Annotated in this window: 31 protein-coding genes; 30 read left to right on the top strand and 1 reads right to left on the bottom strand. The window is 45.1% G+C overall.

Going from position 1 to position 25,978, the window contains the following annotated elements; translation table 11 throughout:
* The first annotated feature begins 4 nt into the window (after positions 1-4).
* The 13 genes from BM334_RS06225 to glmS all read left to right on the top strand — a co-directional run bounded on the left by BM334_RS06225 (position 5) and on the right by glmS (position 12,095).
* Positions 5-802: a ParA family protein gene (locus BM334_RS06225; RefSeq protein WP_092839542.1), complete on the top strand. Its 798-nt coding sequence runs from the start codon at positions 5-7 to the stop codon at positions 800-802.
* Positions 803-816: 14 nt separating this feature from the next.
* Positions 817-1,719, top strand: a complete 903-nt coding sequence (locus BM334_RS06220; protein ID WP_092839539.1) for a ParB/RepB/Spo0J family partition protein — start codon at positions 817-819, stop codon at positions 1,717-1,719.
* Positions 1,720-1,792: 73 nt separating this feature from the next.
* Positions 1,793-2,188 carry an ATP synthase subunit I gene (locus BM334_RS06215; RefSeq protein ID WP_241970935.1) on the top strand — a complete coding sequence of 132 codons (396 nt, stop codon included), beginning with the start codon at positions 1,793-1,795 and terminating at the stop codon, positions 2,186-2,188.
* Positions 2,189-2,204: 16 nt separating this feature from the next.
* A complete protein-coding gene (gene atpB, locus BM334_RS06210) occupies positions 2,205-3,062 on the top strand; it encodes a F0F1 ATP synthase subunit A (protein WP_092839536.1) in 858 nt (285 codons plus the stop codon).
* Between the two features lie 55 nt (positions 3,063-3,117).
* Positions 3,118-3,351, top strand: a complete 234-nt coding sequence (gene atpE, locus BM334_RS06205) for a F0F1 ATP synthase subunit C (protein WP_055439916.1) — start codon at positions 3,118-3,120, stop codon at positions 3,349-3,351.
* Positions 3,352-3,398: 47 nt separating this feature from the next.
* The gene (gene atpF, locus BM334_RS06200) at positions 3,399-3,869 is read left to right on the top strand and encodes a F0F1 ATP synthase subunit B (protein WP_092839533.1); all 471 of its coding nucleotides are present in this window, start codon (positions 3,399-3,401) and stop codon (positions 3,867-3,869) included.
* A gap of 18 nt (positions 3,870-3,887) precedes the next feature.
* A complete protein-coding gene (gene atpH, locus BM334_RS06195) occupies positions 3,888-4,421 on the top strand; it encodes a F0F1 ATP synthase subunit delta (RefSeq protein WP_092839530.1) in 534 nt (177 codons plus the stop codon).
* A 14-nt stretch (positions 4,422-4,435) separates the two neighbouring features.
* Positions 4,436-5,977, top strand: coding sequence for a F0F1 ATP synthase subunit alpha (atpA, locus tag BM334_RS06190; RefSeq protein ID WP_055439919.1), 1,542 nt, complete (start codon positions 4,436-4,438; stop codon positions 5,975-5,977).
* Positions 5,978-6,035: 58 nt separating this feature from the next.
* A complete protein-coding gene (gene atpG, locus BM334_RS06185) occupies positions 6,036-6,902 on the top strand; it encodes a F0F1 ATP synthase subunit gamma (protein ID WP_092839527.1) in 867 nt (288 codons plus the stop codon).
* A gap of 39 nt (positions 6,903-6,941) precedes the next feature.
* Positions 6,942-8,327, top strand: coding sequence for a F0F1 ATP synthase subunit beta (atpD, locus tag BM334_RS06180; RefSeq protein ID WP_092839524.1), 1,386 nt, complete (start codon positions 6,942-6,944; stop codon positions 8,325-8,327).
* A gap of 17 nt (positions 8,328-8,344) precedes the next feature.
* Complete coding sequence (locus BM334_RS06175) at positions 8,345-8,761, top strand: F0F1 ATP synthase subunit epsilon (RefSeq protein ID WP_055439922.1); 417 nt, start codon at positions 8,345-8,347, stop codon at positions 8,759-8,761.
* A 131-nt stretch (positions 8,762-8,892) separates the two neighbouring features.
* Positions 8,893-10,257, top strand: a complete 1,365-nt coding sequence (gene glmU / locus BM334_RS06170) for a bifunctional UDP-N-acetylglucosamine diphosphorylase/glucosamine-1-phosphate N-acetyltransferase GlmU (RefSeq protein ID WP_092839521.1) — start codon at positions 8,893-8,895, stop codon at positions 10,255-10,257.
* Positions 10,258-10,262: 5 nt separating this feature from the next.
* Positions 10,263-12,095 (top strand): glutamine--fructose-6-phosphate transaminase (isomerizing), encoded by a 1,833-nt coding sequence (gene glmS / locus BM334_RS06165; protein WP_092839518.1) that lies wholly within the window; start codon positions 10,263-10,265, stop codon positions 12,093-12,095.
* 10 nt (positions 12,096-12,105) lie between these two features.
* Here glmS and BM334_RS06160 read toward each other — a convergent pair whose 3' ends face one another.
* Complete coding sequence (locus tag BM334_RS06160; RefSeq protein ID WP_275069488.1) at positions 12,106-12,753, bottom strand: phage integrase N-terminal SAM-like domain-containing protein; 648 nt, start codon at positions 12,751-12,753, stop codon at positions 12,106-12,108.
* A 293-nt stretch (positions 12,754-13,046) separates the two neighbouring features.
* Between BM334_RS06160 and BM334_RS06155 the strand changes: the two genes are divergently transcribed.
* From BM334_RS06155 to BM334_RS06075, 17 genes are all read left to right on the top strand, one after another.
* Positions 13,047-13,529, top strand: a complete 483-nt coding sequence (locus tag BM334_RS06155; RefSeq protein WP_126801839.1) for a hypothetical protein — start codon at positions 13,047-13,049, stop codon at positions 13,527-13,529.
* Positions 13,530-13,643: 114 nt separating this feature from the next.
* Positions 13,644-14,141, top strand: a complete 498-nt coding sequence (locus tag BM334_RS06150; protein ID WP_092839510.1) for a hypothetical protein — start codon at positions 13,644-13,646, stop codon at positions 14,139-14,141.
* A gap of 13 nt (positions 14,142-14,154) precedes the next feature.
* Complete coding sequence (locus tag BM334_RS06145; protein WP_092839507.1) at positions 14,155-14,628, top strand: L,D-transpeptidase family protein; 474 nt, start codon at positions 14,155-14,157, stop codon at positions 14,626-14,628.
* Positions 14,629-14,721: 93 nt separating this feature from the next.
* Positions 14,722-15,168, top strand: coding sequence for a hypothetical protein (locus BM334_RS06140; protein ID WP_092839504.1), 447 nt, complete (start codon positions 14,722-14,724; stop codon positions 15,166-15,168).
* 381 nt (positions 15,169-15,549) lie between these two features.
* Entirely contained in the window at positions 15,550-16,179 is a 630-nt protein-coding gene (locus BM334_RS06135; protein ID WP_092839501.1) for a hypothetical protein, read from the top strand.
* Between the two features lie 62 nt (positions 16,180-16,241).
* Entirely contained in the window at positions 16,242-17,354 is a 1,113-nt protein-coding gene (locus tag BM334_RS06130) for a serine hydrolase domain-containing protein (RefSeq protein WP_092839498.1), read from the top strand.
* Positions 17,355-17,391: 37 nt separating this feature from the next.
* Entirely contained in the window at positions 17,392-17,736 is a 345-nt protein-coding gene (locus tag BM334_RS06125; RefSeq protein WP_092839495.1) for a VOC family protein, read from the top strand.
* Between the two features lie 190 nt (positions 17,737-17,926).
* On the top strand, positions 17,927-18,346 hold the full coding sequence (locus BM334_RS06120) for a hypothetical protein (protein WP_092839492.1): 420 nt from the start codon (positions 17,927-17,929) through the stop codon (positions 18,344-18,346).
* A gap of 105 nt (positions 18,347-18,451) precedes the next feature.
* The gene (locus BM334_RS06115) at positions 18,452-19,021 is read left to right on the top strand and encodes a hypothetical protein (protein ID WP_092839488.1); all 570 of its coding nucleotides are present in this window, start codon (positions 18,452-18,454) and stop codon (positions 19,019-19,021) included.
* Positions 19,022-19,115: 94 nt separating this feature from the next.
* The gene (locus BM334_RS06110; protein WP_092839485.1) at positions 19,116-19,571 is read left to right on the top strand and encodes a DUF6998 domain-containing protein; all 456 of its coding nucleotides are present in this window, start codon (positions 19,116-19,118) and stop codon (positions 19,569-19,571) included.
* Between the two features lie 91 nt (positions 19,572-19,662).
* On the top strand, positions 19,663-20,250 hold the full coding sequence (locus tag BM334_RS06105; RefSeq protein WP_126801838.1) for a hypothetical protein: 588 nt from the start codon (positions 19,663-19,665) through the stop codon (positions 20,248-20,250).
* A 116-nt stretch (positions 20,251-20,366) separates the two neighbouring features.
* Entirely contained in the window at positions 20,367-21,041 is a 675-nt protein-coding gene (locus BM334_RS06100; protein ID WP_092839476.1) for a hypothetical protein, read from the top strand.
* Between the two features lie 96 nt (positions 21,042-21,137).
* A complete protein-coding gene (locus BM334_RS06095; RefSeq protein WP_092839472.1) occupies positions 21,138-21,413 on the top strand; it encodes a putative quinol monooxygenase in 276 nt (91 codons plus the stop codon).
* A 100-nt stretch (positions 21,414-21,513) separates the two neighbouring features.
* Complete coding sequence (locus tag BM334_RS06090; protein ID WP_218155335.1) at positions 21,514-22,962, top strand: SIR2 family protein; 1,449 nt, start codon at positions 21,514-21,516, stop codon at positions 22,960-22,962.
* A gap of 9 nt (positions 22,963-22,971) precedes the next feature.
* The gene (locus tag BM334_RS06085) at positions 22,972-23,463 is read left to right on the top strand and encodes a TIR domain-containing protein (protein WP_092839468.1); all 492 of its coding nucleotides are present in this window, start codon (positions 22,972-22,974) and stop codon (positions 23,461-23,463) included.
* Positions 23,464-23,613: 150 nt separating this feature from the next.
* Positions 23,614-24,924, top strand: coding sequence for a S41 family peptidase (locus tag BM334_RS06080; protein WP_092839465.1), 1,311 nt, complete (start codon positions 23,614-23,616; stop codon positions 24,922-24,924).
* A 213-nt stretch (positions 24,925-25,137) separates the two neighbouring features.
* Positions 25,138-25,977 carry an alpha/beta hydrolase gene (locus BM334_RS06075; protein ID WP_092840024.1) on the top strand — a complete coding sequence of 280 codons (840 nt, stop codon included), beginning with the start codon at positions 25,138-25,140 and terminating at the stop codon, positions 25,975-25,977.
* Position 25,978: the final 1 nt, after the last annotated feature.

Genomic DNA, 25,978 nt, shown 5'->3' with positions numbered 1-25,978 from the left:
TCCTGTGGGCAGAATTATTGCAGTTGCGAATCAAAAAGGTGGGGTAGGGAAAACCACCACAGCGGTGAATTTAGCAGCCTCTATGGCGGCAACACGGCGCAAAGTATTATTAATCGATCTTGATCCGCAAGGCAACGCAACCATGGGTAGCGGCGTTGATAAATACGACGTGGACAATACCGCCTACGAACTGTTGATTGAACAAAAGCCTGCCAAAGACGTGATTATTCGCGAAACCAATGGCAAATATCACCTCATTGCCGCCAATAGCGATACCACCGCGGCTGATATTAAACTGATGGAAGAATTTGCCCGTGAGCAACGTTTAGCGCAAGCATTAAAGCCAGTTGTTGACGATTACGATTTCATTTTTATCGACTGCCCACCAAGTTTGAGCATGCTTACGGTTAACGCCATGGCCGCTGCTGACTCAGTGCTCGTGCCAATGCAGTGTGAGTATTTTGCGCTAGAAGGGTTAACTGCATTAATGGATACCATTGAGCGTCTAGCCGAAGCGGTGAATCCGCGCTTAACAATTGAAGGTATTCTGCGTACCATGTACGACCCACGTAATCGCCTAGCGAACGATGTTTCAGAACAATTGAAAACGCATTTTGGCGAAAAAGTTTACCGCACGGTTATTCCACGCAACGTGCGCCTTGCTGAGGCACCTAGTTTTGGTGCTCCGGCCATGTACTATGATAAATCATCGGCTGGTGCCAAAGCCTACTTAGCGCTTGCAGGCGAACTTATTCGCCGCGCAGAACAACAAAAAAAGGCCGAAGCAGCGGCTGAAGCTTAAGGAAAAAACGCTTTATGTCTGCCAAAAAACGAGGACTTGGACGCGGCTTAGACGCGTTACTGACAACTAGCAAAACGGCGCGTGACAAAGAACAACACGACACCGTGCCCGAAGTTGACTACACCAAAGGTGAGCTGCAAAAGTTGCCAATTGAATGGTTGCAGCCGGGTAAATACCAACCCCGTAAAGATATGACCCCCGAGGCCCTTGAAGACTTAGCTGCGTCAATTAAGGCGCAAGGCATTATTCAACCGATTGTGGTGCGCGAAGTCGCCCATGAAAAGTATGAAATTATTGCCGGTGAGCGCCGTTGGCGTGCCGCACAAATGGCGCGCTTGCCGGAGGTTCCTTGTTTAATTAAGTCGGTACCCGATGAAGCCGCGGTAGCTATCGCGCTGATTGAAAATATTCAGCGTGAAGACTTAAACGCCATGGAAGAAGCCACCGCCTTGCAACGATTACTCACCGAGTTTCAATTAACTCACCAAGAAGTTGCTGACGCCGTAGGTAAATCTCGTGCAACGGTGACCAACTTATTGCGGTTAAATAACTTACAGCAAGAAACCAAGACGTTGCTTGAGCGTGGTGACATTGAATTGGGGCACGCCAAGTTGTTGTTAGCGCTTGAAGGCGAACCTCAAGCTGAAATTGCACGACAAATTGCCGCCAAAGGCATGACGGTGCGAGAAGCCGAAAAACTGGTTCGCCAAGCATTAGAACCCGCCAAAGAAAAAGCAGCAAAACCCCAGCCAGATGCTGATATTCAGCGGCTTGAGAAGCTTATCAGTGAACGCCTTGGTGCCAGTGTGGCTATCAACCACGGGCGTAAAGGAAAAGGCAAAGTCGTGATTAATTACAGTAGTTTAGATGAGCTTGATGGCATCTTGACGCATTTTCAATTAGAACACGACAGCTAGCCGTCCCAATTTGTTTGCAATTCAACGCCAAATCTTTATACTATCGCGGGCTTTTAGCCGAGGTTTTTAGCCCGTGAAACAAACAATGACAGCAACTGGAAAACAGCTCGCGGCGAAGTTAATTCGCGTGCAAATTGGCGCTATATTTTTATTGGCTTGCGTGTTTTCGTTGGTACAACCCATTGCTGGATATACATATTTTTGGGGTGTTGTGGGTGGCGGAATTGCCGTAATTATTCCGACAGCACTGTTTGCATGGCGCGCTTTCGCAATAGGTGGCGCACGTTCTGCAAAAGACATAGTAAGTAACTTTTTTGCCGGTGAGGCGTTGAAATTAATCCTTGCCGGGGCCTTGCTTGTAGGCCTGTTGGTGTTGACATCGCTCCCGCTAAGCGCGGTTGTTAGCGGCTACACTGCAGCCCTTATTGTGCAATGGCTAGCACCAATTTTACTTTTAAAATCAACTTAAAATTGTGGGAAACAACATGGCTGCAGAAGAGTTAACGCTCCAAAGCCATATCCAGCACCACTTAACTAACGCCAAAATGTGCTCTACCGAAAATGGTATTGCCTTTAATAAAGCGTGTAGTGAAGCCGGGTTCTGGACATGGCACATTGATACCCTCGCTTGGTCAATTGGACTAGGTATTCTGTTTTTGATGATCTTCCGCTCAGCGGCAAAGAAAGCAGACACAGGCGTACCTGGTAAATTGCAATGCTTTATCGAAATGATCGTTGAGCTAGTATCAGACAACGTTCGCGATACCTTCCACGGTAAAAGCAAATTAATCGCGCCGTTAGCACTGACCATTTTCGTCTGGGTATTCCTGATGAACCTAATGGACTTAGTGCCCGTTGACTTTTTACCTGCATTTGCGGGTTGGGTAGGCGCCACCTTCTTTGGCATGGACTCGCACGATGTGTACATGAAAATTGTACCAACCACCGATTTAAACATGACCGTTGGTTTGGCCGCTGGTGTGTTCTTACTCATGATCGGCTACGCCATTCGTATGAAAGGTGTGTTGGGTTTCATTAAAGAATTAACTTTGCACCCGTTTCATGCGAGCAATCCTTTTGTGCAGGCGCTGTTAATTCCATTTAACTTGTTGTTAGAAACCATTGCGTTAGTCGCTAAGCCGTTCTCGTTGGCCTTGCGTCTATTCGGTAACTTATACGCTGGCGAGATGATCTTCATCTTGATAGGTGCTATTGGCTTGTTCCAGTTGCCGTTGCACTTTGTGTGGGCCGTGTTCCACATCTTGGTTATTATACTGCAAGCATTCGTATTCATGATGTTGACCATTGTTTACTTAAGCATGGCCAGCGCTGAAAGCCATTAATTTTTTGTATTAACTTTTATTTTTTAACTTAACCTTTGAAATATTGGAGAAAACAATGGAACTAGCATTAGGTCTTAAATATATCGCTGTAGCTTTGTTGATCGGTTTCGGTGCTATCGGTACTGGTCTTGGCTTCGGTAACATGGGTGGTAAATTCTTGGAAGCGTGTGCACGTCAGCCAGAATTAGCGCCTTCTTTGCAAGTTAAAATGTTCATCCTAGCTGGTCTTATCGATGCCGTTGCTATGATCGGTGTTGGTATCGCCATGTTCTTATTGTTCGCTGCTTAATAAGCCATTCAACTTTCGAACGATAGAACTTATAGGAGGGGGGGTTAATGAATATAAACATGACCCTGATCGGAGAATTAATCGCGTTCATCGTCTTCGTACTGTTTTGTATGAAGTTCGTATGGCCTCCGCTTAATAATGCGATTGAAGCTCGTCAGAAAAAAATTGCTGATGGTCTTGCAGCCGGCGAACGTGCCGAAAAAGACTTAGAGCTTGCTCAGGCAAAAATTGCTGACGAACTTAAAGAAGCGAAAGCTCAAGCTGCCGAAATCATTGCTCAAGCGAAAAAACGCGCAGAGCAAACGGTTGATGAAGGCAAACAACGTGGCGAAACCGAGCGCGAAGCAATTATTGCTGCTGGTCATGCTGAAGTTGAAGCTGAACGCAATCGCTTACGCGAAGAATTGCGCAAGCAAGTAGCTGTATTGGCTGTTGCTGGTGCAAGCAAAATCATCGAGCGTGAAATTGATAAAGACGCTCACAGTGACATTGTTGAAAAACTGGTCGCTGAACTCTAACCAAAGGGGTTTGTGCAAATGTCAGAATTGACTACGGTTGCTCGCCCCTATGCAAAAGCAGCTTTTGATTTTGCAGTAGAGAACGGCGCTATCGAGAAATGGCACGAAATGTTGGCGTTTGCGACTGCGGTTGCAGAAGACGCTACTATGGCCATGTTTTTGAGTAGCGCTGAAACGCTAGATAAGAAAATTGAAGTTTTCATGAATGTATGTGGTGAGCAACTGGACGATAAAGGCCAGAATTTTGTTCGCATTATGGCCGAAAACGGTCGTTTGAAAGCTTTATCTGCTGTGGTTGCGCTGTTCGCTGAATTGCGCGCCGACTACGAAAAAGAAATCGCGGTAGACGTTACTTCTGCGGTGAAATTGACGAAGAAACAGCAAGACAATCTAGCGAAAACGTTAGAGCAACGTTTTTCACGCAAAGTTAAGCTGAATTGCATTGTCGATGCAGCAATTGTCAGTGGCTTATACATTAAAGCTGGTGACACGGTAATCGACGGCACGGTGCGCGGCAAGTTAGATAGACTTGCACACGCACTGCAATCCTAATTGGGGACTTGAGCATGCAACTGAATTCAAATGAAATCGCAGAGCTGATCAAAAAACGAATTGAACAGTTCGAAGTGGTCAGTGAAGCTCGTAACGAAGGTACCATCGTATCTGTAACCGACGGTATTATTCGCATTCACGGCCTTGCAGACTGTATGCAAGGTGAGATGGTTGAGCTTCCTGGCAATCGTTACGCAATCGCATTGAACCTTGAGCGCGACACCGTTGGTGCCGTTGTTATGGGTCCATATGCCGACTTGCAAGAAGGCGTAAAAGTTAAATCTACTGGCCGTATCTTAGAAGTACCGGTTGGTCGTGCCTTGTTAGGCCGCGTGGTAAACACCTTGGGTGAGCCAATTGACGGTAAAGGTCCGATTGACGCAGACGGCTTTGAGCCAGTTGAAAAAATCGCACCAGGTGTTATCGAGCGTCAATCCGTTGATCAACCAGTACAAACTGGTTACAAATCAATTGACGCCATGATTCCAGTTGGTCGTGGTCAGCGTGAGTTGATCATCGGTGACCGTCAAACCGGTAAAACGGCTTTGGCTATCGACGCCATTATCAACCAGAAAAACTCAGGCATTAAGTGTGTGTACGTAGCTATCGGTCAGAAAGCATCGACCATCGCTAACGTAGTACGCAAGCTTGAAGAACACGGCGCATTGGAAAACACCATTGTTGTTGCAGCATCTGCTTCTGAATCAGCAGCGTTGCAATACTTGGCAGCCTACTCAGGTTGTACCATGGGTGAATACTTCCGTGACCGCGGTGAAGACGCGTTAATCGTATACGATGATTTGTCGAAGCAAGCTGTTGCTTATCGTCAAATTTCATTGTTGCTACGTCGTCCGCCAGGTCGTGAAGCATACCCAGGTGACGTATTCTATCTTCACTCACGTTTGCTTGAGCGCGCAGCGCGTGTAAACGCTGACTACGTTGAAAAGTACACCAACGGTGAAGTAAAAGGTCAAACCGGTTCATTAACGGCGCTACCAATTATCGAAACCCAAGCGGGTGACGTATCTGCGTTCGTACCAACCAACGTGATTTCAATCACCGACGGTCAGATCTTCTTAGAAACTGACTTGTTCAACGCCGGTATCCGCCCTGCTGTAAACGCAGGTATCTCGGTATCGCGTGTAGGTGGTGCAGCACAAACCAAGATCATTAAGAAGCTTGGTGGTGGTATCCGTTTGGCATTAGCACAGTATCGTGAATTGGCGGCGTTTGCTCAGTTCGCTTCAGACTTAGACGAAGCAACTCGCGCGCAGTTAGAGCACGGTCAGCGTGTTACTGAACTGATGAAACAGAACCAATATAAGCCAATGAGCGTGGCTGAAATGGCAGTGTCTATTTTCTCTGCAGAAAAGGGTTACTTGAAAGACGTAGAGAAAGACAAAATCCTCGACTTCGAAGGTGCGTTAATTTCGTACATGCGTAGCGAGCACGCTGAACTAATGGCTGATATTGATAAAACTGGCAACTATAACGACGACATCGAAGCGAAGCTGCACGAAGGCCTGAAAACCTTCAAGAAGACGCAGTCTTGGTAAGCGGAGCGTGGCTACACGGGTGTGTAGCCACAAGTCGTTGAGTTAACAGGAGAATATCATGGCCGGCGGTAAAGAGATAAAAACCAAGATCGGGAGTATTAACAATACTCAGAAGATCACCAGCGCAATGGAAATGGTTGCTGCGTCTAAAATGAAAAAGGCGCAGGAACGTATGGCTTCTAGCCGTCCGTATGCCGACAGCATTCGCAAGGTGATCGGCCATGTTGCCCATGCCAACTTAGAATATAAGCATCCGTACTTAGAAGAACGCGATGTAAAACGAGTTGGTTACATTGTAATTTCAACTGACCGCGGTTTGTGCGGCGGCTTAAACACCAACGAATTTAAAGCGGTGGTTAAGCACGCAAAAGCATACAAAGACAACGGTGTAGATGTTGATTTTGCAGCGATTGGTAACAAGGCTACGGGTTTCTTTAAACGCTTTGGAGGCCGTTTACTGGCGCAAAAATCAGGCTTGGGCGATAAGCCAAGCGTGAATGATGTGCTCGGGACAGTACAGGTAATGTTAGATGCCTTTGATAAAGGCAAAATTGACCGCCTGTTTGTGGTGTACAACAAATTTGTGAACACCATGAAGCAAGAGCCAACAGTAGCGCAGTTGCTACCGTTGCCAAAAGCTGAGTCTCGTGACGAAGTTCAATCAGGTAGCTGGGACTACTTGTATGAGCCGAATCCACAGCCCATTTTAGAATTGCTGATTCGTCGTTATGTAGAAGCGACAGTGTATCAGGGCGTAGTGGACAACATCGCTAGTGAACAGGCAGCGCGGATGGTGGCAATGAAAGCCGCTACCGACAACGCCGAAGACCTTATTGATCAGTTGCAATTGGTGTACAACAAAGCGCGCCAAGCTGCGATCACACAGGAAATTTCGGAAATTGTATCGGGCGCCGAAGCGGTTTAAGGCGAAGCTTGCAAGAATTTTAGAGTTAGAGGAAATGTCATGAGTCAAGGTAAGGTCGTGCAAATTATTGGCGCGGTTGTGGATATCGAATTTCCACAAACAGACGTGCCAAAGGTATACGACGCGCTGCAGGTGACCGACGGTGACCTCAAGGGTCTGACCCTGGAAGTTCAGCAGCAGTTAGGCGGTGGTATTGTGCGTGGTATCGCACTTGGTACTACCGACGGTCTGCGTCGTGGAATTACCGTTCAAAACACCGGCGAGCCAATCATGGTACCAGTGGGTAAACAAACCCTAGGTCGTATCATGAACGTATTGGGTGAGCCAATTGATGAAGCGGGCGATATCGGTGAAGAAGAACGTATGTCGATTCACCGTGCTGCACCGTCGTACGAAGAACAGTCAAGTGCAACTGAACTGTTAGAGACCGGTATCAAGGTAATCGACTTGATTTGTCCGTTCGCTAAGGGTGGTAAAGTTGGTCTGTTCGGTGGTGCGGGTGTAGGTAAAACCGTAAACATGATGGAGCTTATCCGTAACATCGCTATCGAGCACAGCGGCTACTCAGTATTCGCAGGTGTTGGTGAGCGTACGCGTGAGGGTAATGACTTCTATCACGAAATGAAAGATTCAAACGTACTGGACAAAGTTGCGCTGGTTTATGGCCAGATGAACGAGCCTCCTGGTAACCGTTTGCGCGTTGCGTTAACCGGTTTGACTATGGCTGAGAAGTTCCGTGACGAAGGCCGTGACGTATTGTTCTTCGTAGATAACATCTACCGTTACACACTTGCCGGTACCGAAGTATCTGCATTGTTAGGTCGTATGCCGTCTGCGGTAGGTTATCAGCCAACTCTTGCAGAAGAGATGGGTGTACTACAAGAACGTATTACTTCAACCAAAACGGGTTCAATCACGTCAATCCAAGCGGTATACGTACCTGCGGATGACTTGACCGACCCGTCGCCAGCAACCACGTTCGCTCACTTAGACGCGACCGTAGTATTGTCACGTGACATCGCGTCACTGGGTATCTACCCTGCGGTTGACCCGTTGGATTCAACGTCACGTCAGTTGGACCCGCTGGTTATCGGTAACGAGCACTACGACACAGCACGTGGCGTACAGTCAGTATTGCAGCGTTACAAAGAGCTGAAAGATATTATCGCTATCTTGGGTATGGACGAATTGTCTGAAGAAGACAAAATGACCGTAGCCCGTGCGCGTAAAATTCAGCGCTTCCTGTCACAGCCGTTCTTCGTTGCTGAAGTATTCACTGGCTCACCAGGTAAATATGTATCGCTTAAAGATACCATCGCTGGCTTTAAAGGCATCTTAAACGGTGACTACGACGACCTTCCAGAACAAGCTTTCTACATGGTTGGTAGCATCGAAGAAGCGGTCGAAAAAGCCAAGAAAATGTAATAAACCGGGAGGTTTAAATGGCAGCTAAAACTGTACAGCTTGATGTGGTCAGCGCCGAAGAACGTTTGTTCTCAGGTGCCGTTGAGACCCTGCAAGTGACCGGTAGCGAAGGTGAGCTGGGTATTCACCCAGGTCACGCCCCGCTGTTAACCACAATCAAACCAGGTATGGTTCGTGTGGTTAAAGAAGGTGGCGAAGAAGAAATCATCTACGTTGCTGGTGGTGTGCTTGAAGTGCAGCCGCATAACGTCTCGGTCCTTGCTGACACAGCCATTCGTGGTGAAGAGCTTGACGAACAAAAAGCTCTGGAAGCTATGAAACACGCTGAAGAAGCAATTGCAGATCAAAGTTCTGACTTAAGCTACGCAGAAGCAGCAGCAGAACTGGCTCGAGCGATGGCTCAGTTGCAGATTATTCGTAAATTACGCAAATAATCAGCACGCCAGCTTTAAAAAAACGAAAAGACCCGCAAATCTTGGTTTGTGGGTCTTTTTTTCGCCTGTTAATTTGTTGTAAACAGCATTAAAATAGACGCTTAATTTACTAAACAGAAACGGAAGGATTCATGTCTCTGAGTGTTGTTGTACTTGCCGCAGGCAAAGGCACGCGTATGCGTTCGGCCTTACCTAAGGTATTACACCCGGTTGCTCATAAGCCCATGGTTCAGCATGTAATTGACACTGCGCGCACGCTTGCGCCTGAAAACGTGCATGTTATTTATGGTCATGGTGGCGATGTCTTAATGGATAAACTCGCTGGGCAGCAATTGAATTTTGTCGAACAGGCGCAGCAGCTTGGCACCGGCCATGCCGTGCAACAAGTGGTGCCGCACCTAGGCGATAATGAAACTGTATTGATTTTATATGGCGACGTACCGCTAACGCGCAAAGAAACCCTGCAGGGGTTGTTAGATGCTGCAATCAATACCGATTTAGCTTTATTAACTGTTACCCTGCCCGACCCAACCGGTTACGGCCGTATTGTGCGCAACGCAAACGGTGCCGTAGTGGGAATTGTTGAGCAAAAAGACGCGAATACCGAGCAACTGGCCATTAGCGAAGTAAACACCGGCATGATGGCGGTAAAGGGTGCGGCTTTGAAGCGCTGGCTCGGCAATTTGTCAAACAATAATGCCCAAGGCGAATACTACCTAACCGATATTGTTGCTATGGCAGCTGACGAAGGTGTGAATATTGCCACTGCGCAACCACAGGCTATTAGTGAAGTGGAAGGGGCGAATAACCGGGTGCAGTTGGCAGGCTTAGAGCGAGCTTACCAAGCATGGCAGGCCGAGCAATTAATGTTAAATGGCGCCACGTTAATGGACCCCGTACGCGTTGACGTGCGTGGCGAGGTGATTATTGCCAATGACGTAGTGGTTGACGTGAATGTTATTTTTGAAGGCCGTGTGGAACTTGGCGAAGGCGTGGTTATCGAAAGTAACTGCGTGCTGCGCAATTGCAAAATTGGCGCAGGCTCACGGGTTAAAGCCAATAGTGTTATTGAAGAAGCCGTATTAGCCGAAAACTGTGCTGTAGGGCCTTATGCGCGTTTGCGCCCTGGTGCTGAGTTAGCCGAAGGTGTGCAAGTTGGCAACTTTGTTGAAATTAAAAAAACCCGTATGGGTAAAGGCTCTAAAGCCAGCCACTTAACCTACCTTGGCGATGCCATGATTGGTGCTGGGGTAAATATTGGTGCAGGCACTATTACCTGTAACTACGACGGCGTGAATAAATTTGTCACGGAAATTGATGATGGCGCGTTTATTGGCTCGAACAGCTCATTAGTCGCCCCGGTGCGCGTAGGCAAAAACGCAACAGTAGGCGCCGGTTCTGCGGTAACCAAGAATGTCGAAGATGAAGAATTAGCCGTTGCGCGCGGCAAACAACGGAATATTACAGGCTGGCAACGCCCAGTGAAAAAAGGATAAGAACTATGTGTGGAATTGTTGGTGCAACTTCAGAGCGCCGTATTAGCGAAATTTTATTAGAAGGCTTAAAGCGCCTTGAATACCGTGGTTATGACTCGGCCGGCTTAGCCGTATTGAACGATCAAGGCGTAATTGAAAGCGTACGCCGTACCGGTAAAGTACAAGCATTGAAAGACGCGGTTGGTGAGCACCCACTATCGGGAACGACCGGTATTGCTCATACTCGCTGGGCAACACATGGCGGTGTTACCGAGGCCAATGCCCACCCACACATTTCTGATGACTGTATAGCTGTGGTACACAACGGCATTATTGAAAACCACGAAAAACTGCGCGAGCAACTGAAAGGCTTGGGCTATACCTTTGCCTCGGACACCGACACCGAAGTGATTTGTCACTTGGTGCATCACGAACGCAAAACCCACGACGATTTGTTTGAAGCCGTGCAAGCTGCCATTAAACAGCTTGAAGGCGCATACGGCACCGTGGTGATGGATTGCCGTGAACCTGGCCGATTAGTAGTGGCGCGCTCAGGAAGTCCGCTCGTTATCGGCTTAGGTATTGGCGAAAACTTTATTGCCTCTGACCAATTGGCCTTGCTGCCAGTGACCCACAAGTTCATGTACCTTGAAGAAGGCGACATGGCGGACATTAACCGTACTGAAGTGAAAGTTTATGACGCGAAAGGCACTCGTGTAGAGCGCGATATTCACGAGTCAGACGGCAACTATGATGCAGGCGGTAAAGGCGAATATCGCCACTTTATGCTCAAAGAAATTCACGAGCAGCCAAGTGCGGTGCGTAACGCACTTGAAGGCCGTATTGTCGATGGCCATGTGGCCGATGATGTCTTCGGTAACGGCTCATTAGAGCTTTTGAAAGACATTGAGCACGTACAAATTGTTGCTTGCGGTACGTCTTATCATGCCGGCATGGTGGCACGCTATTGGCTTGAGTCTATGGCTGGTGTGTCGTGCAACGTGGAAATTGCTTCAGAATTCCGCTACCGCACCTCGCACGTGCACCGCAATAGCTTGTTGGTGACTATTTCACAGTCTGGTGAAACTGCTGACACCCTAGCGGCACTGCGTTTAAGCAAAGAGCTTGGTTACAAAGGCAGCTTAACCATTTGTAACGTGAGTACCTCGTCCATGGTGCGTGAGTCAGATTTGGCGTACATGACCCGTGCTGGCACTGAAATTGGTGTGGCCTCAACCAAAGCCTTTACCACGCAGCTAGTTGGCTTGCTCATGCTTACTTTGGCGATTGGCCAGTTCCGCGGCATGAGCGCAGAGCAGCAAGAAACCGTGATCAAATCACTGAAAACCTTGCCAGCAAAATTAGAAGAAGCCCTGCTGTTAAGCGACGCTATTGAGGCCTTAGCACCCGAGTTTGCCGACAAATTCCATAGCTTGTTCTTAGGCCGCGGCACACAGTACCCCATTGCAATGGAAGGCGCGCTGAAGCTGAAAGAAATTTCATACATTCACGCTGAAGCCTACGCCGCTGGCGAGTTAAAGCACGGCCCATTAGCACTCATTGATGCCGACATGCCGGTGATTGTGGTCGCACCAAACGATGAGCTGCTAGAGAAGCTGAAGTCAAACGTGGAAGAAGTTCGCGCCCGTGGCGGCATCATGTATGTGTTTGCTGACAAAGATGCTCACTTCAAAGGCGACAACAGCATGCGCGTGATCAACGTCACCCACTGTGACGAGCTGATTGCACCTATTGTGTACACCATTCCGCTGCAGTTGCTCTCCTACTTCGTGGCCATTATTAAAGGCACCGATGTGGATCAGCCGCGTAACTTGGCTAAATCGGTAACGGTGGAGTAACCCCATCGTTTTACTCATTGCTGAACAGCCGATCAAGCGGGCTAGCTGTGCCCGCATAATGTTGACCAATGACGTGGGTATAAATCTGAGTTGTACTCACGTCGTTATGCCCTAGCAACTCTTGCACTGTTCTAATGTCGCATCCTGCTTGTAATAAGTGGGTGGCAAACGAATGTCGAAACGTATGACAATTGACCTTTTTAAAGATTTTCGCCGCCTTCACAGCAGGTTGTAGCGCCTCACTTACACGCAAACCGCTACCGTATAGGAGTTCGATAATCAGCTTATTGCGACCACTAAGCTGGTTTAAAATACGCTGAACTTCCTCAGGTGAGAGCACAACAGGTAACTGACGCTGTTTAGTGGCCAGGCTAAAATTGAGATCTCCCAGTTCGTGATTAAGCGCTTTGTGATAAAGATACACCAAAGCATTTAGAGCAACTTTTTGCGTATTAACAGCAACATGGCGCTCATTCGCCAACCAGCTTAAAAAGGACTTCACCTCTTCTGCACCCATATCATTAGGATGTCGCTTTTTATGAAAATAAATAAACTGCCGTATCCAACCTAAATAAGATTTCTCAGTTTTTAAGCTATAGCCACGCAATCGCATATCAGCGCGAAGCTTTTCAATAAAAGGGCTCGGCATCATTAACATCCATGATTTTTGATAATCGTGAGTTAAGCATAATCGATCAATCGGCACGCTTCACGGCTCAAAGTCGCACACTTAAAGCTTGCATGGAGGATAAATATGTCCTATTTTCAATTACATAATTTAAACAAAAATAGTGTTATCAGGCGTAGTCGAAAAGCAAAGTGAGCGTGCTTACTTTGCTTGCAAGAAAAGGCGACTTTTTGGATGGTTTTTATTTTGTTTTTGGTGAGTTACCAAGTAAACCGAACGATTACGACATGTGCTAGAACACTATACAAATGTTACACGTCACTATGAAATTAAGCATCGCTACATTAATCCTATTATTTTCAACATTTTGCTTTGGAGGCAGCATGGAGCAAGGGAAAGCCGAATCACAACAACTCATGGATGCCGTATTGCCATTGGCAGAGCAGCTGCTAGCCCAGCATGGTGAGTTCTTCCCCTACGGAGGTGCAATGACGCCATCCGGAGAAATAGTTAGTGTTGCAGCTTACGATGGTGATGAGCACCCTCCATCATCTGAAGTTATCTCAATGCTTCAGCAGGCCTTCATCTCAGCAGCACAGTCAGGGGAATATAAAGCCACCGCCTTAGTTTATGATGTCCGTGTCCCGTTACCAGAAACCGGCGAAAAGTCAGACGCTATAGCAATCGCTCTAGATCATGAGTCTGGTTACTCTGTTGTAGTGCTCCTGCAATATCAGCTCACAGAGCAAGAGCTTAGGTTTGGCAATATCTTTGCGCAGGCAGGAGATAACGGTGTTTTTAAATAGTCCGCAACGTGTAACAAGTGCAGGCAACATCGCCCCTTCGGGGCTGGACCTCCATTCCGCAGCTTCGCTGCTCCATTGCGGCCGTTGCTGCAGGCGTTATGCTCAGTGAGAGTTATGGAGAATAAACCTAAATACATAGTCGCTTCAGCAATGAGTTCTTTCATTGTACCTTTCGCTATGGTTGTGTGGTTTGTCTTCACTTACAGTTTTACGAATCCTGACGGAACTCCAGACAATGCGCCCATCCGCTCGATACCTGCAGTTTTCCTATTCAGTATCTTAGTATTTCTATTTCAGCTTGCTGCTTATACAGCTTTGGGTAATTCAATCCATAAGCAACAATCGCCCAATATTAAGCCGGGTGCAGTCTATGCAACGGTATTATCAACTCCGATGGCGATTTTGGTTTATCTCATAGCAACAATGCCTGGGCAGTCGGAGCCACCATCAACTCTACTGGCCATTACTATTACACTACAGTTGTTCGCTTTTTTGTGGGCAAGCTTTATTACAGGCGCGTTCGTACAACTTTGGCTAGTAAATAAGCATAACAAGTCAATTAACTACGCGCCTTCGGCGCCGGACGCGCAAAAAGCGCGCGCCGGTTATTGAGGCGTTACATGCTATGAAATATATCCTGCTAATTTTGATGTTCGTTACTCAAACAGCTTTTGCTGGGGTAGATCTGGTTAAAGTCGACAAATCCGAAAGGAAAATGTACTTATTGTCAGCCGGTGAAATAGTGAAGGTTTATGACATTGCCCTTGGAGCCAATCCTAAAGGACATAAAGAACAAGAAGGTGATGAAAAGACGCCTGAAGGTGAATATACACTTGATTACAAGAAAGAAGACTCTTCATTCTACAGAGCCATGCATGTCAGCTATCCAAATGCAGTTGATACAGCTAATGCTGAGAAAAATGGCGTTTCGCCAGGCGGTTTTATTATGGTTCATGGGCAGCGTAATTGGTTAGGTTGGCTTGCTCCAATTTCGCAGCACTTCAATTGGACAAACGGCTGTATTGCCATTACAAACTCCGAAATGGATGAATTTATGGATTTGGTAAATGTCGGTACAAAAATTCAAATTGAGTGGTAGGCATGTAACAAGTGCAGTCAGCAACGCCCCTTTGGGGCTGGACCTCGCTACGCTCGGCCGCTGCTGCAAGCGTTAGGCATTCACGGAGGAAAGATGCATTCTACGGGTAATAAGTATCTTCTGGCTGCCGCAATATGTTGTTTCGCTGCTGCACTTGCTCATTTGGGTTGTATTGTGTTCGGAGGCGATTGGTATCGTTTCTTTGGTGCAGGCGAGCAGATGGCTCGGATGGCAGAGCAAGGGCTTTGGTATCCGACAATTGTAACCTCTGTCATTGTCATGGTGCTTTTGGTTTGGGCGCTTTATGGTTTGTCGGGCGCAGGCGCAATTAAACGTTTACCTCTAACAAAATTGGCGCTAATCCTCATTGCCAGTATATTTTTAATTCGTGGCGTTTCTTTCGTCGGGTTAATGCCAATGTTCCCAGAAAATAGCCTGGCATTTTGGTTAATTAGTTCTGGTATATGTTTGTTTATTGGCGGCCTGTTTGCTCTAGGTTCTTGGCAGCAGTGGTCAGTTTTAGGTGTAAAAAATGCCTAACAATACGCATCACTCGCTCCCGTTGGTCGCTGGGACGCCAACCCGCTGCGCGGCTTGTCGCCCATGTGCTTTGCGTTATGTGTTCCTGAGGAGTTATTTTGAGATTTAACATTGTTTTATTGGTATGCCTAGTCGCTGGATGTGCTGGTTTGCCGGATTATGCAGAACCGCCAACTGATACACCCTCTAAGCTCATCTAAGCTACGGGAATTATTGCAAAGTGGCATATACTCATAGCCAAGCGCATCACTGCGCAACCTTCGGCTGCCGAATGCTAGAAAGCTCGTACTGGTACTCGGGGCGTTATGTGTTTTAGCCACTTTTTAAAACGGGCACTCATTAGTTAAGCGATAGGCTTAGACCTATCTTTAAGGAGTGTCTATGGAGCGTATAGAAATTTTCACTGGCGAACAACGCCGTCGTCGCTATATTCCGCAGGAAAGAGCAAAGTTTGTTGCTATGGCTATGCAGCCCGGTTACCGCTCTATGGCAGGAAAATTGATACAACTAAAAGTCAACCAGTTGGCGCGACGCCACCAAAATGGAGATGTCACTTACATGAAAAATAAAATTTTACTGTCAGTAACGGCGCTGTTTTTGTCGGCCTGTTCTTCGGTCTCTCCAAACATGCAGCTTGCTACTGAAGGTAACGATCAATCAGAAGTTATCTTTATTCGACCAGCAGCATTTGCTGCCGGTGCGAACGCTATGCTCATTGGGTTTAATGATCAGTATTTTGGCTCCATTGATAATAACCAATTCATGAAAGTCAAAATGGATTCGGGGACATATAGTTTTCAGGTCAAGGCAAATGGTAGCCGCGCATTTAGTTACGATGTAACTCTTATTCCTAACACAACGATGTGCCTTAAAAGCAACATTAATCCGGCGGCGGTCGGTGTGGCAATAATTCCTCTGTTGGCGAATACGATATCTTGGTTCGAGTTAAGCGAGATACCATGTCCAGACGATAAATTCTTTGCTGACTACTCAGAAGTTAAAAAGTCATGACAAGGCAAGGCCGTAAGACGCTGAGCGCCTCAGCCCGAGGCGCTAATTCACTTAGGACTATCATGAATCGACTCGCCATACTTTTATTTATCCTGACGTGTTCAGCGTGCAGTGCGGCACCTAACTATCGTAATGTATCTACAATTACTCAATCCGATAAACCCGTTATTGCAAGTTTGGCAGATGAGCTTCGGCAAGAACACGAAGCGGGAACTTTTGATGGCGTGATTCTGGTTGCTGAAGGGGATACTGTTTTATATCAGAGTGCATTTGGTTATGCAGACAGAGAAGGCTCTGTGAAAAATAGTGCCGTAACTATCTTTGATATGGGTTCAATTGCGAAAACCTTTACCGCCGCAGCCGTGCTGCAACTGGTCAATAATGAAAGGTTGCAGCTTTCTGACACAATTGGAGATTTTTATCCAACGGCCCCAGAAGATGTAAAGCCCATAACCATTATGCAGCTCTTAGGGCATTCAAGTGGTTTGGATAACTTTCATAATGATTCTGACTTTGAATTAATGGATAAGGCTCAGGCGGAACGCAGAATCTTAGCTATGCCGTTAATTGCAAAGCCCGGTGAGAAAATAGCCTATTCCAATGCGGGCTATACGTTGTTGGCTGCTATTGTCGAGAAGGTTAGTGAGCAACCCTTTCGAGATTACGTTCACGACAATTTATTGAGTCCGTTGCAGTTGAGTAATACCGGATTCTATCAAGATCAACGCGTATTAGTTAATAACATAGCTCGCGGCTATGGAGGAACTGACTCAGGTGCTAGTACTTTTGAAAAAGGCTTAACTTGGGCGTTAGTTGGTGCTGGCGGTATGGTTACGTCAATTGATGATTTAGCTATTTGGTCGGCGGCACTTAAAAATGGAACGATATTTCCCGCAGAGTCGTCCAATTTAGTTTTTAAGGAAGCAAATGAACGATGGTTGCTAGGCAGTTTAGCTCAGGTCGAAATTAATGGTGAAGCCATCATTCAAATGGGCGGCAGCACTGACTATGGTTACACCGCTCTGATTCAGTTTGTACCAAGTCGAAATCTCTTGATCGCGTTATTGCTCAATGCACATGACGATAAATATAAAAATGCAACGCACCATCGGCTAAGTAGAAATCACATACTGCCGATATTGCAAATCAAATCGGAAAATAACCGCTCACGATAATACAACACCATGGTCCTATCGCATTGAGGGGCAGGCGATGTCTGAAAAAATAAACTACGTGGAATGGCCGGCAAGTAATCTTGAGGGCACCAAGGCGTTCTTCAGCGCGGCATTCGGTTGGACATTTATCGATTACGGCCCGGACTATGCATCCATTCAGGGCGCTGGTCTTGATGGCGGCTTTTATCGCTCTGAGCTGCAAGCGCAAACCAGCAACGGCAGTGCGCTGATTGTGCTCTATAGCGCACATCTTGAAGATGCGTTGCAACGCGTCGAACAGGCCGGTGGCAGCATTGTGATGCCGATCTTCAGCTTCCCCGGTGGGCGCAGATTTCATTTCAGCGATCCAAGCGGTAATGAATATGCAGTGTGGTCGGAGTGATGCAACATATTCTGAGAGCTGCCCATCAGCAGTGCTGCCATTTTTTGTTGTTTATTCTTTATAAATAATTTAATGTCAATTCCATAAAAAAAACAAAGTTAAACAGCGTGTGTTTGATAGCGCTAACTGCTTTGCTTAGAGATTTGGCTCGGTGCAAGGAGTGCGCGCACACTATATAAATGTTATGCCTATGAATAGAACCGCAATAATTTTTACCTTAGTTTCCCTTTTGGGCTGCACTGATAATGGGTATGTAGTAAGCGAAACCAGTGAAGAAATTTACGCTGCCATCAAGGCTAGTAATTTCGAAAATTTGAATCTTTCCACGTTGGGTGGTGATAAGTGGGCAAAGGTTTGCTTTCTGGGGCCATACAACGAAATGTCAGAGAAGGCTCTTGGTTTTAATTGGCAGGTGTCAGAACATACCGATGTGCTAAAGTCAGATGGCCATAATGTTATTGTCTTTGCCACCGAATCGGAAGTAATTGAGTATGTAGTGCACTCTCGTGGTAAAGGTGATTTTTGGCAGTTATCTGGTGAGTGCTTCAGCCGTGAAAACGCAAATTTTATAAAAGGGTCAGGTGGTGACTTCGTGCGTCCAAAGGCATAACAAACCGCTCAAATTCGTTCCGGCCACAAAAAGCGTGGCCTCCACCGGACTCGCTGACGCTCGCCGTTTAGCGGGGCGTTAGCTTTAAAGGAGGGCTTTGTGCTCATGGATAGAAAAATTATATTTGCAGCTTTATCAACTTTGCTACTTTCAGCTTGTAATTCTACGCCTAAAAGTGGTGTTACAAACTATGAGTCTGCTGGAAATTTGGAGTCCCCGAAACCAGCTGGATGCGTCGCAGTGGCCGAGCTATCGAACACGCAGAACCCTGTCGATATTTTTACTGGACTTAATGCTTGCTTGACTGACAATAATTACTCGAATGCTGCTGAGCTATATTTTGCAGGCATGTCTTATGGCTTTTTTGATACTAAACGTGTTTCAGATAAAACTGCACATCAAGCGATTAGTGTTCTGCGTATGAATTTGTTTGGTGCGCAATCACAAGATGATATGGATAAGTTGCAAACGGCTCTTACAAAATTAAGTGCTGATAATACTGCGATTTGTCAAAGCCTAACTGATCTAGGTGCACCTGCATATAAGCCAACTTATATGATTCAACATGGAATGGGGGCGTTCACTGGTCAAAGCACTAAAGACGGTTTGGTTGAAAATTTTGACTCTGTAGCGGCTTGGAAAGATGCTTTATCAACAATCGCCAAGTGCGTTTAAAGCTAACAAGTCAATTATGTTCGCCCAACAAGTTGGGCTGGGACGCGCAAACAACGCGCGCCCCATATTGAAGCGTTAAGCCAAAAGGAATTCCGTGAATAAAGAGTTGCAAGAAATTCTGGCGGCAGCCAAAGACGTTGCTGTTCGCTTCAAAAATTTGACGGGTAAGCCACTTGGGATCACGGGCGAAATAGCTGAATTCAGCGCCGCCAAATTGCTTGCTTTGGAGTTGACGGAGGCAAGGCAGGCTGGTTACGACGCTATCGATAGTTCAGGCCGAAAGATCCAAATCAAAGGTCGGTGCCTGCCAGAGAAGCCAGGGCCCGGGCAACGACTCGGATCAATTCGTCTCGATCATGAATGGGATAGTGTCCTTTTGGTTTTGCTGGACCAAAGTTTTGAGGTCATAGAAATGTGGGAGGCCGACCGTCCCGCAGTGCAAGAGGCAATCCTTGCTCCGGGCTCTAAAGCGCGAAATGAGCGGGGTGCCCTGGCTATTGGAAAATTCAAACAGATCGGAACCAAGGTGTGGCCTACAGACAAGGCTTAACAAATAGTTCCAGTTCGTTCCGGGCCTGACGGCCCTCCACCGGATGCCCTTTTCGCTGCGCTACAAGGGCACCGCTGAACAACGGCGTTATATGGCTAGTGAAAGTATGCAGAAAATTTTAGTCTTATTAGTATTTTTAGTTTCTAGCTTTGTGAACGCTGAAACCGATCCTTGTGAGTCAAATCAATATCCAGTTAAATGGAAATCCAATTTAAGCCATCCCGAATCTTACGAGCTACCTGCTATTTTCTATAAAACTAACAACTCAAAAGTTATTGTTTCTGTTTCAAAAGCAATAAACTTTGTTGAAAGAAATATGGCAACTCATAAGCCTTATTTAAAAAATGCAAAAGCATTCATAATTAATAGCTTGTCTGAATTGCCACCAAACAAACTTGTTGATCATTCAAGCCTTTGGATACCGACAGAAGGATTGCGTGGGCAAGAATTAAATAAAGCAATTCATGTTATGGCAGGTTACCAAGGATTATTCGAAGGAGTATTACTAAATAATGATGCATCGGTAAGTATTAATGAAAAATTGGTTTCCTCATCTAATACTGTGTATATGGTTGGTAAAGACCCAGAACCTGCCCATGGTTTAAACTATGTGCATAAACTTGTTGTTTCAAACTCTAATAACATAGTATTTTCTAAGTGTTGGCTAGACAGCAAATAGCCATATAACAAGTTACTCAAAAGGACGCAAAATGCTTGGCTTGTGCTCCTTCGTCGCTAAGTTTAGCCAAGCTACATTTTGCGCCCATTAGTAAGGCGTTAGCTTTCAGGAGAAGTATGAAGTTTTATCTCTTTATCTTGGTGATTTTTAGCTCGCAAGTTACTTATGCCGAAAGCCTTAGAAAAGTGCGACTAGATGACACTAAAATTTGCTATCCATCTAGTTTTTCACCGGATAGTTCATTTATGAAAGCATTTCTTGCACCTATCGCTGACGAGCTCGATAGTTCGGATGGTCAAGAATTGATATACATCCCAGCTCAAAATATTAAGGCTAAGGTTTCGGGATACACATTAAGCCATATCAACAGTAATGGGGTAGATTTTGAGCATGAGCTAATGGGGTTGGCATATGCAAGCTCACAGATTGGCAATCCTAATGGAATGGCTGAAGCCGCTTGGAACGTTTACGACAAAAGAGATACCGTGTATGTGGAAAAAGACCCAAGCCTGCCGTTTTATCGTGTTTATGAGTATCACGAGCCTCTGTTTATGTGGCACCTTGTTCGATCTGCGCCTTTGAAGAACCCAGGAAAAGCTATTCCATCGGACTGGTATATAGGCCATTGCTCTGAATCGGCAGGCAGCTTTAGCTGCAAACAAACAATTAATTTTGAATCCATATTCTATGAATATGAGCTACAAGCACATGATCTACATCTTCGTAGCGAAGTCAGCGAAGCCGTGAAATCGCTGTTTAAAGAGTGGAAGCAGAACTGTGAAAAAAGCTAACAAGCGCAGGCACGGCGACGCCTTTTTCGTTGCGGCTTCGCCTCCACTACAAAGCCGCGCGTGCTGCGGGCGTTATGTGTCTATGAGGATAAGATCGTGCCAATAATCGTAGCAGGGAAATTGAGAATAAAGTCAGGCAAACGAGATGAATTTATCCAGAAATCAATTGAAGCAATTTCCCTTGCAAGAAAGCTAGATGCCTGTGAAGACTTTTCAGTGTCGGTAGATCCAATTGATGAGAACAGGGTAAATATTTTTGAAAAATGGAAATCACGTGAAACGCTAGAAGAGTTCAGAAATTCAGGGCCTGATAATGATTCATTTTCTCTAGTAGAATCTTTTAATGTAAATGAGCATGAAGTCAACACATAACAAATCAATCAACTTCGCACCTTCGGTGCCGGACGCGCTAAAGCGCGCCGGTTATTGAGGCGTTATGTGCTCAGGAAGTCATAAATATTAGCTTGGAAGTATGAAAATGATTTTTGATCGAGAAACTGAAATCTTTATACGAGATTACGTGAAAGATTTGAATGAAGGGACTGCGGCGATTTTTGCTGGCGCAGGGCTGTCTATTCCTGCTGGGTTTGTCAATTGGCAGGAATTGATGAGCGAAATCGCCTTTGACTTGGGTTTAGATATTAATGTCGAATCTGACCTTGTTTCGCTTGCGCAGTTTCACGTAAATGAAAATAGAACCAGATCAAAAATTAGTCGTAAAATTCTTGAGGAGTTTATTGAGGAAACTGAGGAGACTGAAAACCACAGAATTCTAGCAAGACTACCAATATCATCTGTATGGACTACAAACTACGATGAGCTTATCGAAAAGGCGTTTTTAGCAGAAGGTAAAGTTTCGGATACGAAGCACAATGTCAAACAGCTGCTAAATAACAAGCCTAAAAGAGACGTTGTAATATTTAAAATGCACGGCGATGTATCTTGTCCAGCTGAGGCGATAATAACCAAAGAGCAGTATGAGCAATACCATCAAACGCATGAACCATTTATCAATGCTCTGACAGGTGAGCTTACAACAAAAACTTTCCTGTTTTTAGGTTTTAGCTTTACTGACCCTAATCTTGACTACGTGCTCAGCAGGCTTAATTTTCGATACTCTGAAGATAAAAAGCAGCATTACTGCATCACCAAACGCCCCACTCTTGGTGATAACAATAATCCAGATCAAGCAACATATGACTATAACGTCAGAAAGCAGGAGTTGATTATAAATGACCTGAAAAGGTACGGAATAAAAACACTTCTTGTTGATGGTTACGAAGAAATAACCAATATTCTAAAAGAGATTGAGTCTCGATTTAAAAAGAAAACGATCTTTATTTCCGGGAGTGCCGAAGTTTACAATCCTTACGAAAAACAAGAATCAATTGAATTTATTCATAAGATATCTCGCGCACTAATTGAAGGTAATTTTAGAGTTGTTAATGGATTTGGTTGGGGAGTTGGAAGCTCCGTGATAAACGGGGCTTTAGAAGCGATATATTCAAAGCCGTTAAAGTATTCAGATGCTCAACTTATACTAAGGCCATTCCCACAATTCAAAACTGGAGATAAAGATCTTTCGGTTTTATGGGATGAATATCGCCATAAGATGATCTCATTGTCTGGTATATCGATTTTCCTTTTCGGAAACAAAAACGTTGATGGTGAAATTGTTACTGCGGGTGGGGTCATTCGTGAGTTTGAAATTTCACATGCTTTCGGAAATATATGTATACCTGTTGCTTCGACAGGGCATGCTGCTCAGGAAATATACGAAAAAATACTGCCTTCTATTGATAGTTATTATCAAAACTCAGAGGCGGCGAAAAAATATTTAGAGAAGCTAGCCGACGAAAAAGTATCTCTAGATGAAAAAGTTCAAACGGTAATTGATTTCATTTCTGACTTGACAAAATAAGGAGTTTTTATGGCTAGAAAAGCGTTCTATAGTTTTCATTATAAAAATGATAACTGGAGAGCTTCGACAGTAAGAAATATTGGTTCTGTTGAAGGTAATAAGCCTGCAAGCGATAACGATTGGGAAGAAGTAAAAAAAGGCGGCGATAGCGCCATTCAGAAATGGATTGATGGTCAAATGACCGGAAAATCTTGCGTGATCGTACTGGTCGGAGAGAACACGGCTGGTAGAAAATGGATTAAATATGAAATCAAGAAAGCCTGGGAATCAGGGAAAGGCGTTCTTGGAATTCAGATTCACAAGCTAAAGAATTCTTCAGGTGAACAGGGTAGTGAAGGCAGAAACCCATTTGATGACTTTACAATTGATGGCAAAAAACTATCAAGCGTAGTAAAGCTAAAAAAGCCTTCACAGGCTACGAGTCAAGGGGTATACAACTACATTAGTGAGAATATTGCTGACTGGATCGACGAAGCTATAGACATCAGAAACGCCTACTAATGCACATAACAATCGGCTGCACAGGAAGCCAAAAGCTTCGCTTTTGTCTCCTGTGAGCCGGGCGTTAGCAATTTATGTAACCCTACTGAAAATTGCCGCGTTGTTTCAACATTTAAGTTATAGAAAAATAATTAAATTGCAGGGAAGAGTATGAGTAAAAAGTTTTATAAACCGCTGATAATCAATTTAATTGCCTTTTGTGGTGCAGCCAGTGCAACTGATTGCAGTGATGTCTCAAAAGTTGTCGCTAAAAAGCTTCAGGATGCCTACGTGATTGAAGCAACAGCAACAAAGATGTCTCAGTTATTAAACTCCAAAGATTTCCTTAGCCGCTGTAGCAAGCAAAAATCCGCTGAAAAAATTGCTGATTTTACGACCATAGAACTCAATAAAATCGCCAATGATAAACATCTCTCTGTTGTATATGACCCACAGTGGGTGAAAGAGCTGAAAGAATATCGAGCATCAGAACAAAATACAGCGGTTTCAGATCGCCGCGTTATGGAAACACCGACGGATAATTATGGTTTTAAAAAGGTTGAAATGCTCGAAGGTAATATAGGTTACCTTGATATAAGAATGTTCTCTGATAGCCATTTGGGCGGCGCAACACTTGAAAGTGCGATGAAGTTTTTACAGCATGCTGATGGCATTATTATCGATTTAAGAAACAATTTTGGTGGCAGCCCCTTTATGGTAAACACATTGGCCAGCTACTTTTTTGATATGGACACTGTTCACTTATTGACCTTTGAAAGCCGTGAAAACGGACGATTAACCCAAGTACAAGATTGGACTTCACCTTATGTGCCTGGTCCGCGGTTTAAAGATACGCCACTGTATATCTTAACCAGTCACAACTCTGCATCGGCGGCAGAATCTTTTAGTTATTCTATGAAGAATTTATCTAGGGCAACAGTCGTTGGCGAAGTCACTGCAGGTGCAGCCCATGCCAGAAGAGCAGAAATCATCAATGAGGATTACATCCTTACTTTACCAAGGCTTCGACCTGTTGATCCAAGGACAAATGATAACTGGGAGCGAAAAGGCGTAACTCCCAATATAGAAGCAGTCAGTGACAATGCATTTAATGTGGCCTATGCAGATGTGTTAAATACTCTTATAAAAAAAGGTTCGGACAACATTAAACTACATCAATGGGTATATCCGCTCGTGAAAGCCGAATCGAATCGGTATGTTGTTAAGCAAGAAGATATAAACCTTATAACTGGTCAATATGGCGAACGTAAAATTTATCAAGAAGATGGGAAAGTATTCTATCAACACGCTGATGATCGACCTTTTGAAATCGAATTGATTGATCGGGAAACAATCATTTTTAAAGCATTTTCAAGCGCAAGGTTGCAGGCTGTATACAAAGACAACAAAGTAGTTGCAGTGAAAATGCTTTCTTTCGGCGAAGGTGGGCAAGAATTTAAACGCACGTTGTCGAAAGCCTGAAACGTTAAGTGCCTTGGAGCAATAGTAAGTTTTGCTGCCCAGTTTTACTATAGCGCTGTCGCAATTTTAAATTCGTACAATTGGCCTGCATGTTGGCAAATACGGCTAACAAGCAAATCTTAATCGCCCATGCTGCGCATGGGCTGCGACGGCAAAACGCATGCGCGTTTTTCCGCGCTAAATTTGGGCGTTATACACATCAGGGAAGTTAGTATGAAAAAGTTGGTAGCGGCGTTCTTAATCTTATTGTTTACCTTGCCAGTATTCGCGGATGACTCAATTTCATTAGGCACAACCAAATCGTTAGAATCGAAGATCATGGCTGAGAATAGACCCTACATGGTTTATTTACCCCCGTCATACGGAACGAGCGAAAATACTTACCCTGTCATCTATCTTCTTGACGGCGATATCCACAGGTTTAAGGGGTTTGTCGGTGTACTTGAATCCTTAAGTACAGAAACGCTGGGAAATCAGGTTCAAGAAGCTATCGTAATTGCCATTCCGAATACAAATAGGTCTCGAGACTTAACACCATCATCGCTTATAGAGTGGAAGTTTAAAGGCCGCGTCTTAGAAACATTTGATCAAACAGGAAACGCTAAGCAGTTCGCTAAGTTCCTTGAAAATGAGTTGATACCTACCGTTGATACTACATACAGGACATCCAAAAAGCGTGTATTGGTTGGTGAGTCGTTTGGCGGCTTGTTCGCAGCAAACACTCTTATAGAGTCACCATCTGTATTTACAGATTACTTAATCATAGATCCAACATCTTTATGGGATAATGACTACTTAAATCGGGCAGTGAACGCTGGTAATAAAGACATAAAGTTCAATTCTCGAGTTTACTTTGCTTTTGCAAATAATTCTCATCTGGGAGATATTGGGTTAACTAATTATGAATGGGGCTCCACTTTTGCTTCATCTGTAATTGATAACAATGATGCTATTTCGGAGCAACAATTCTTTGAAAATGAGACTCATGGCACCGTTGCTTTTTTAGCGTGGTACAACGGGCTTAAGACCCTTATGTCAACCACCGAGCATTGAT

Source organism: Pseudidiomarina donghaiensis (genome assembly GCF_900116895.1).
Lineage (GTDB): Bacteria > Pseudomonadota > Gammaproteobacteria > Enterobacterales > Alteromonadaceae > Pseudidiomarina > Pseudidiomarina donghaiensis.
Note: the sequence above shows the minus strand (reverse complement) of the source record. Positions and strands in the feature narration are given on the sequence as shown.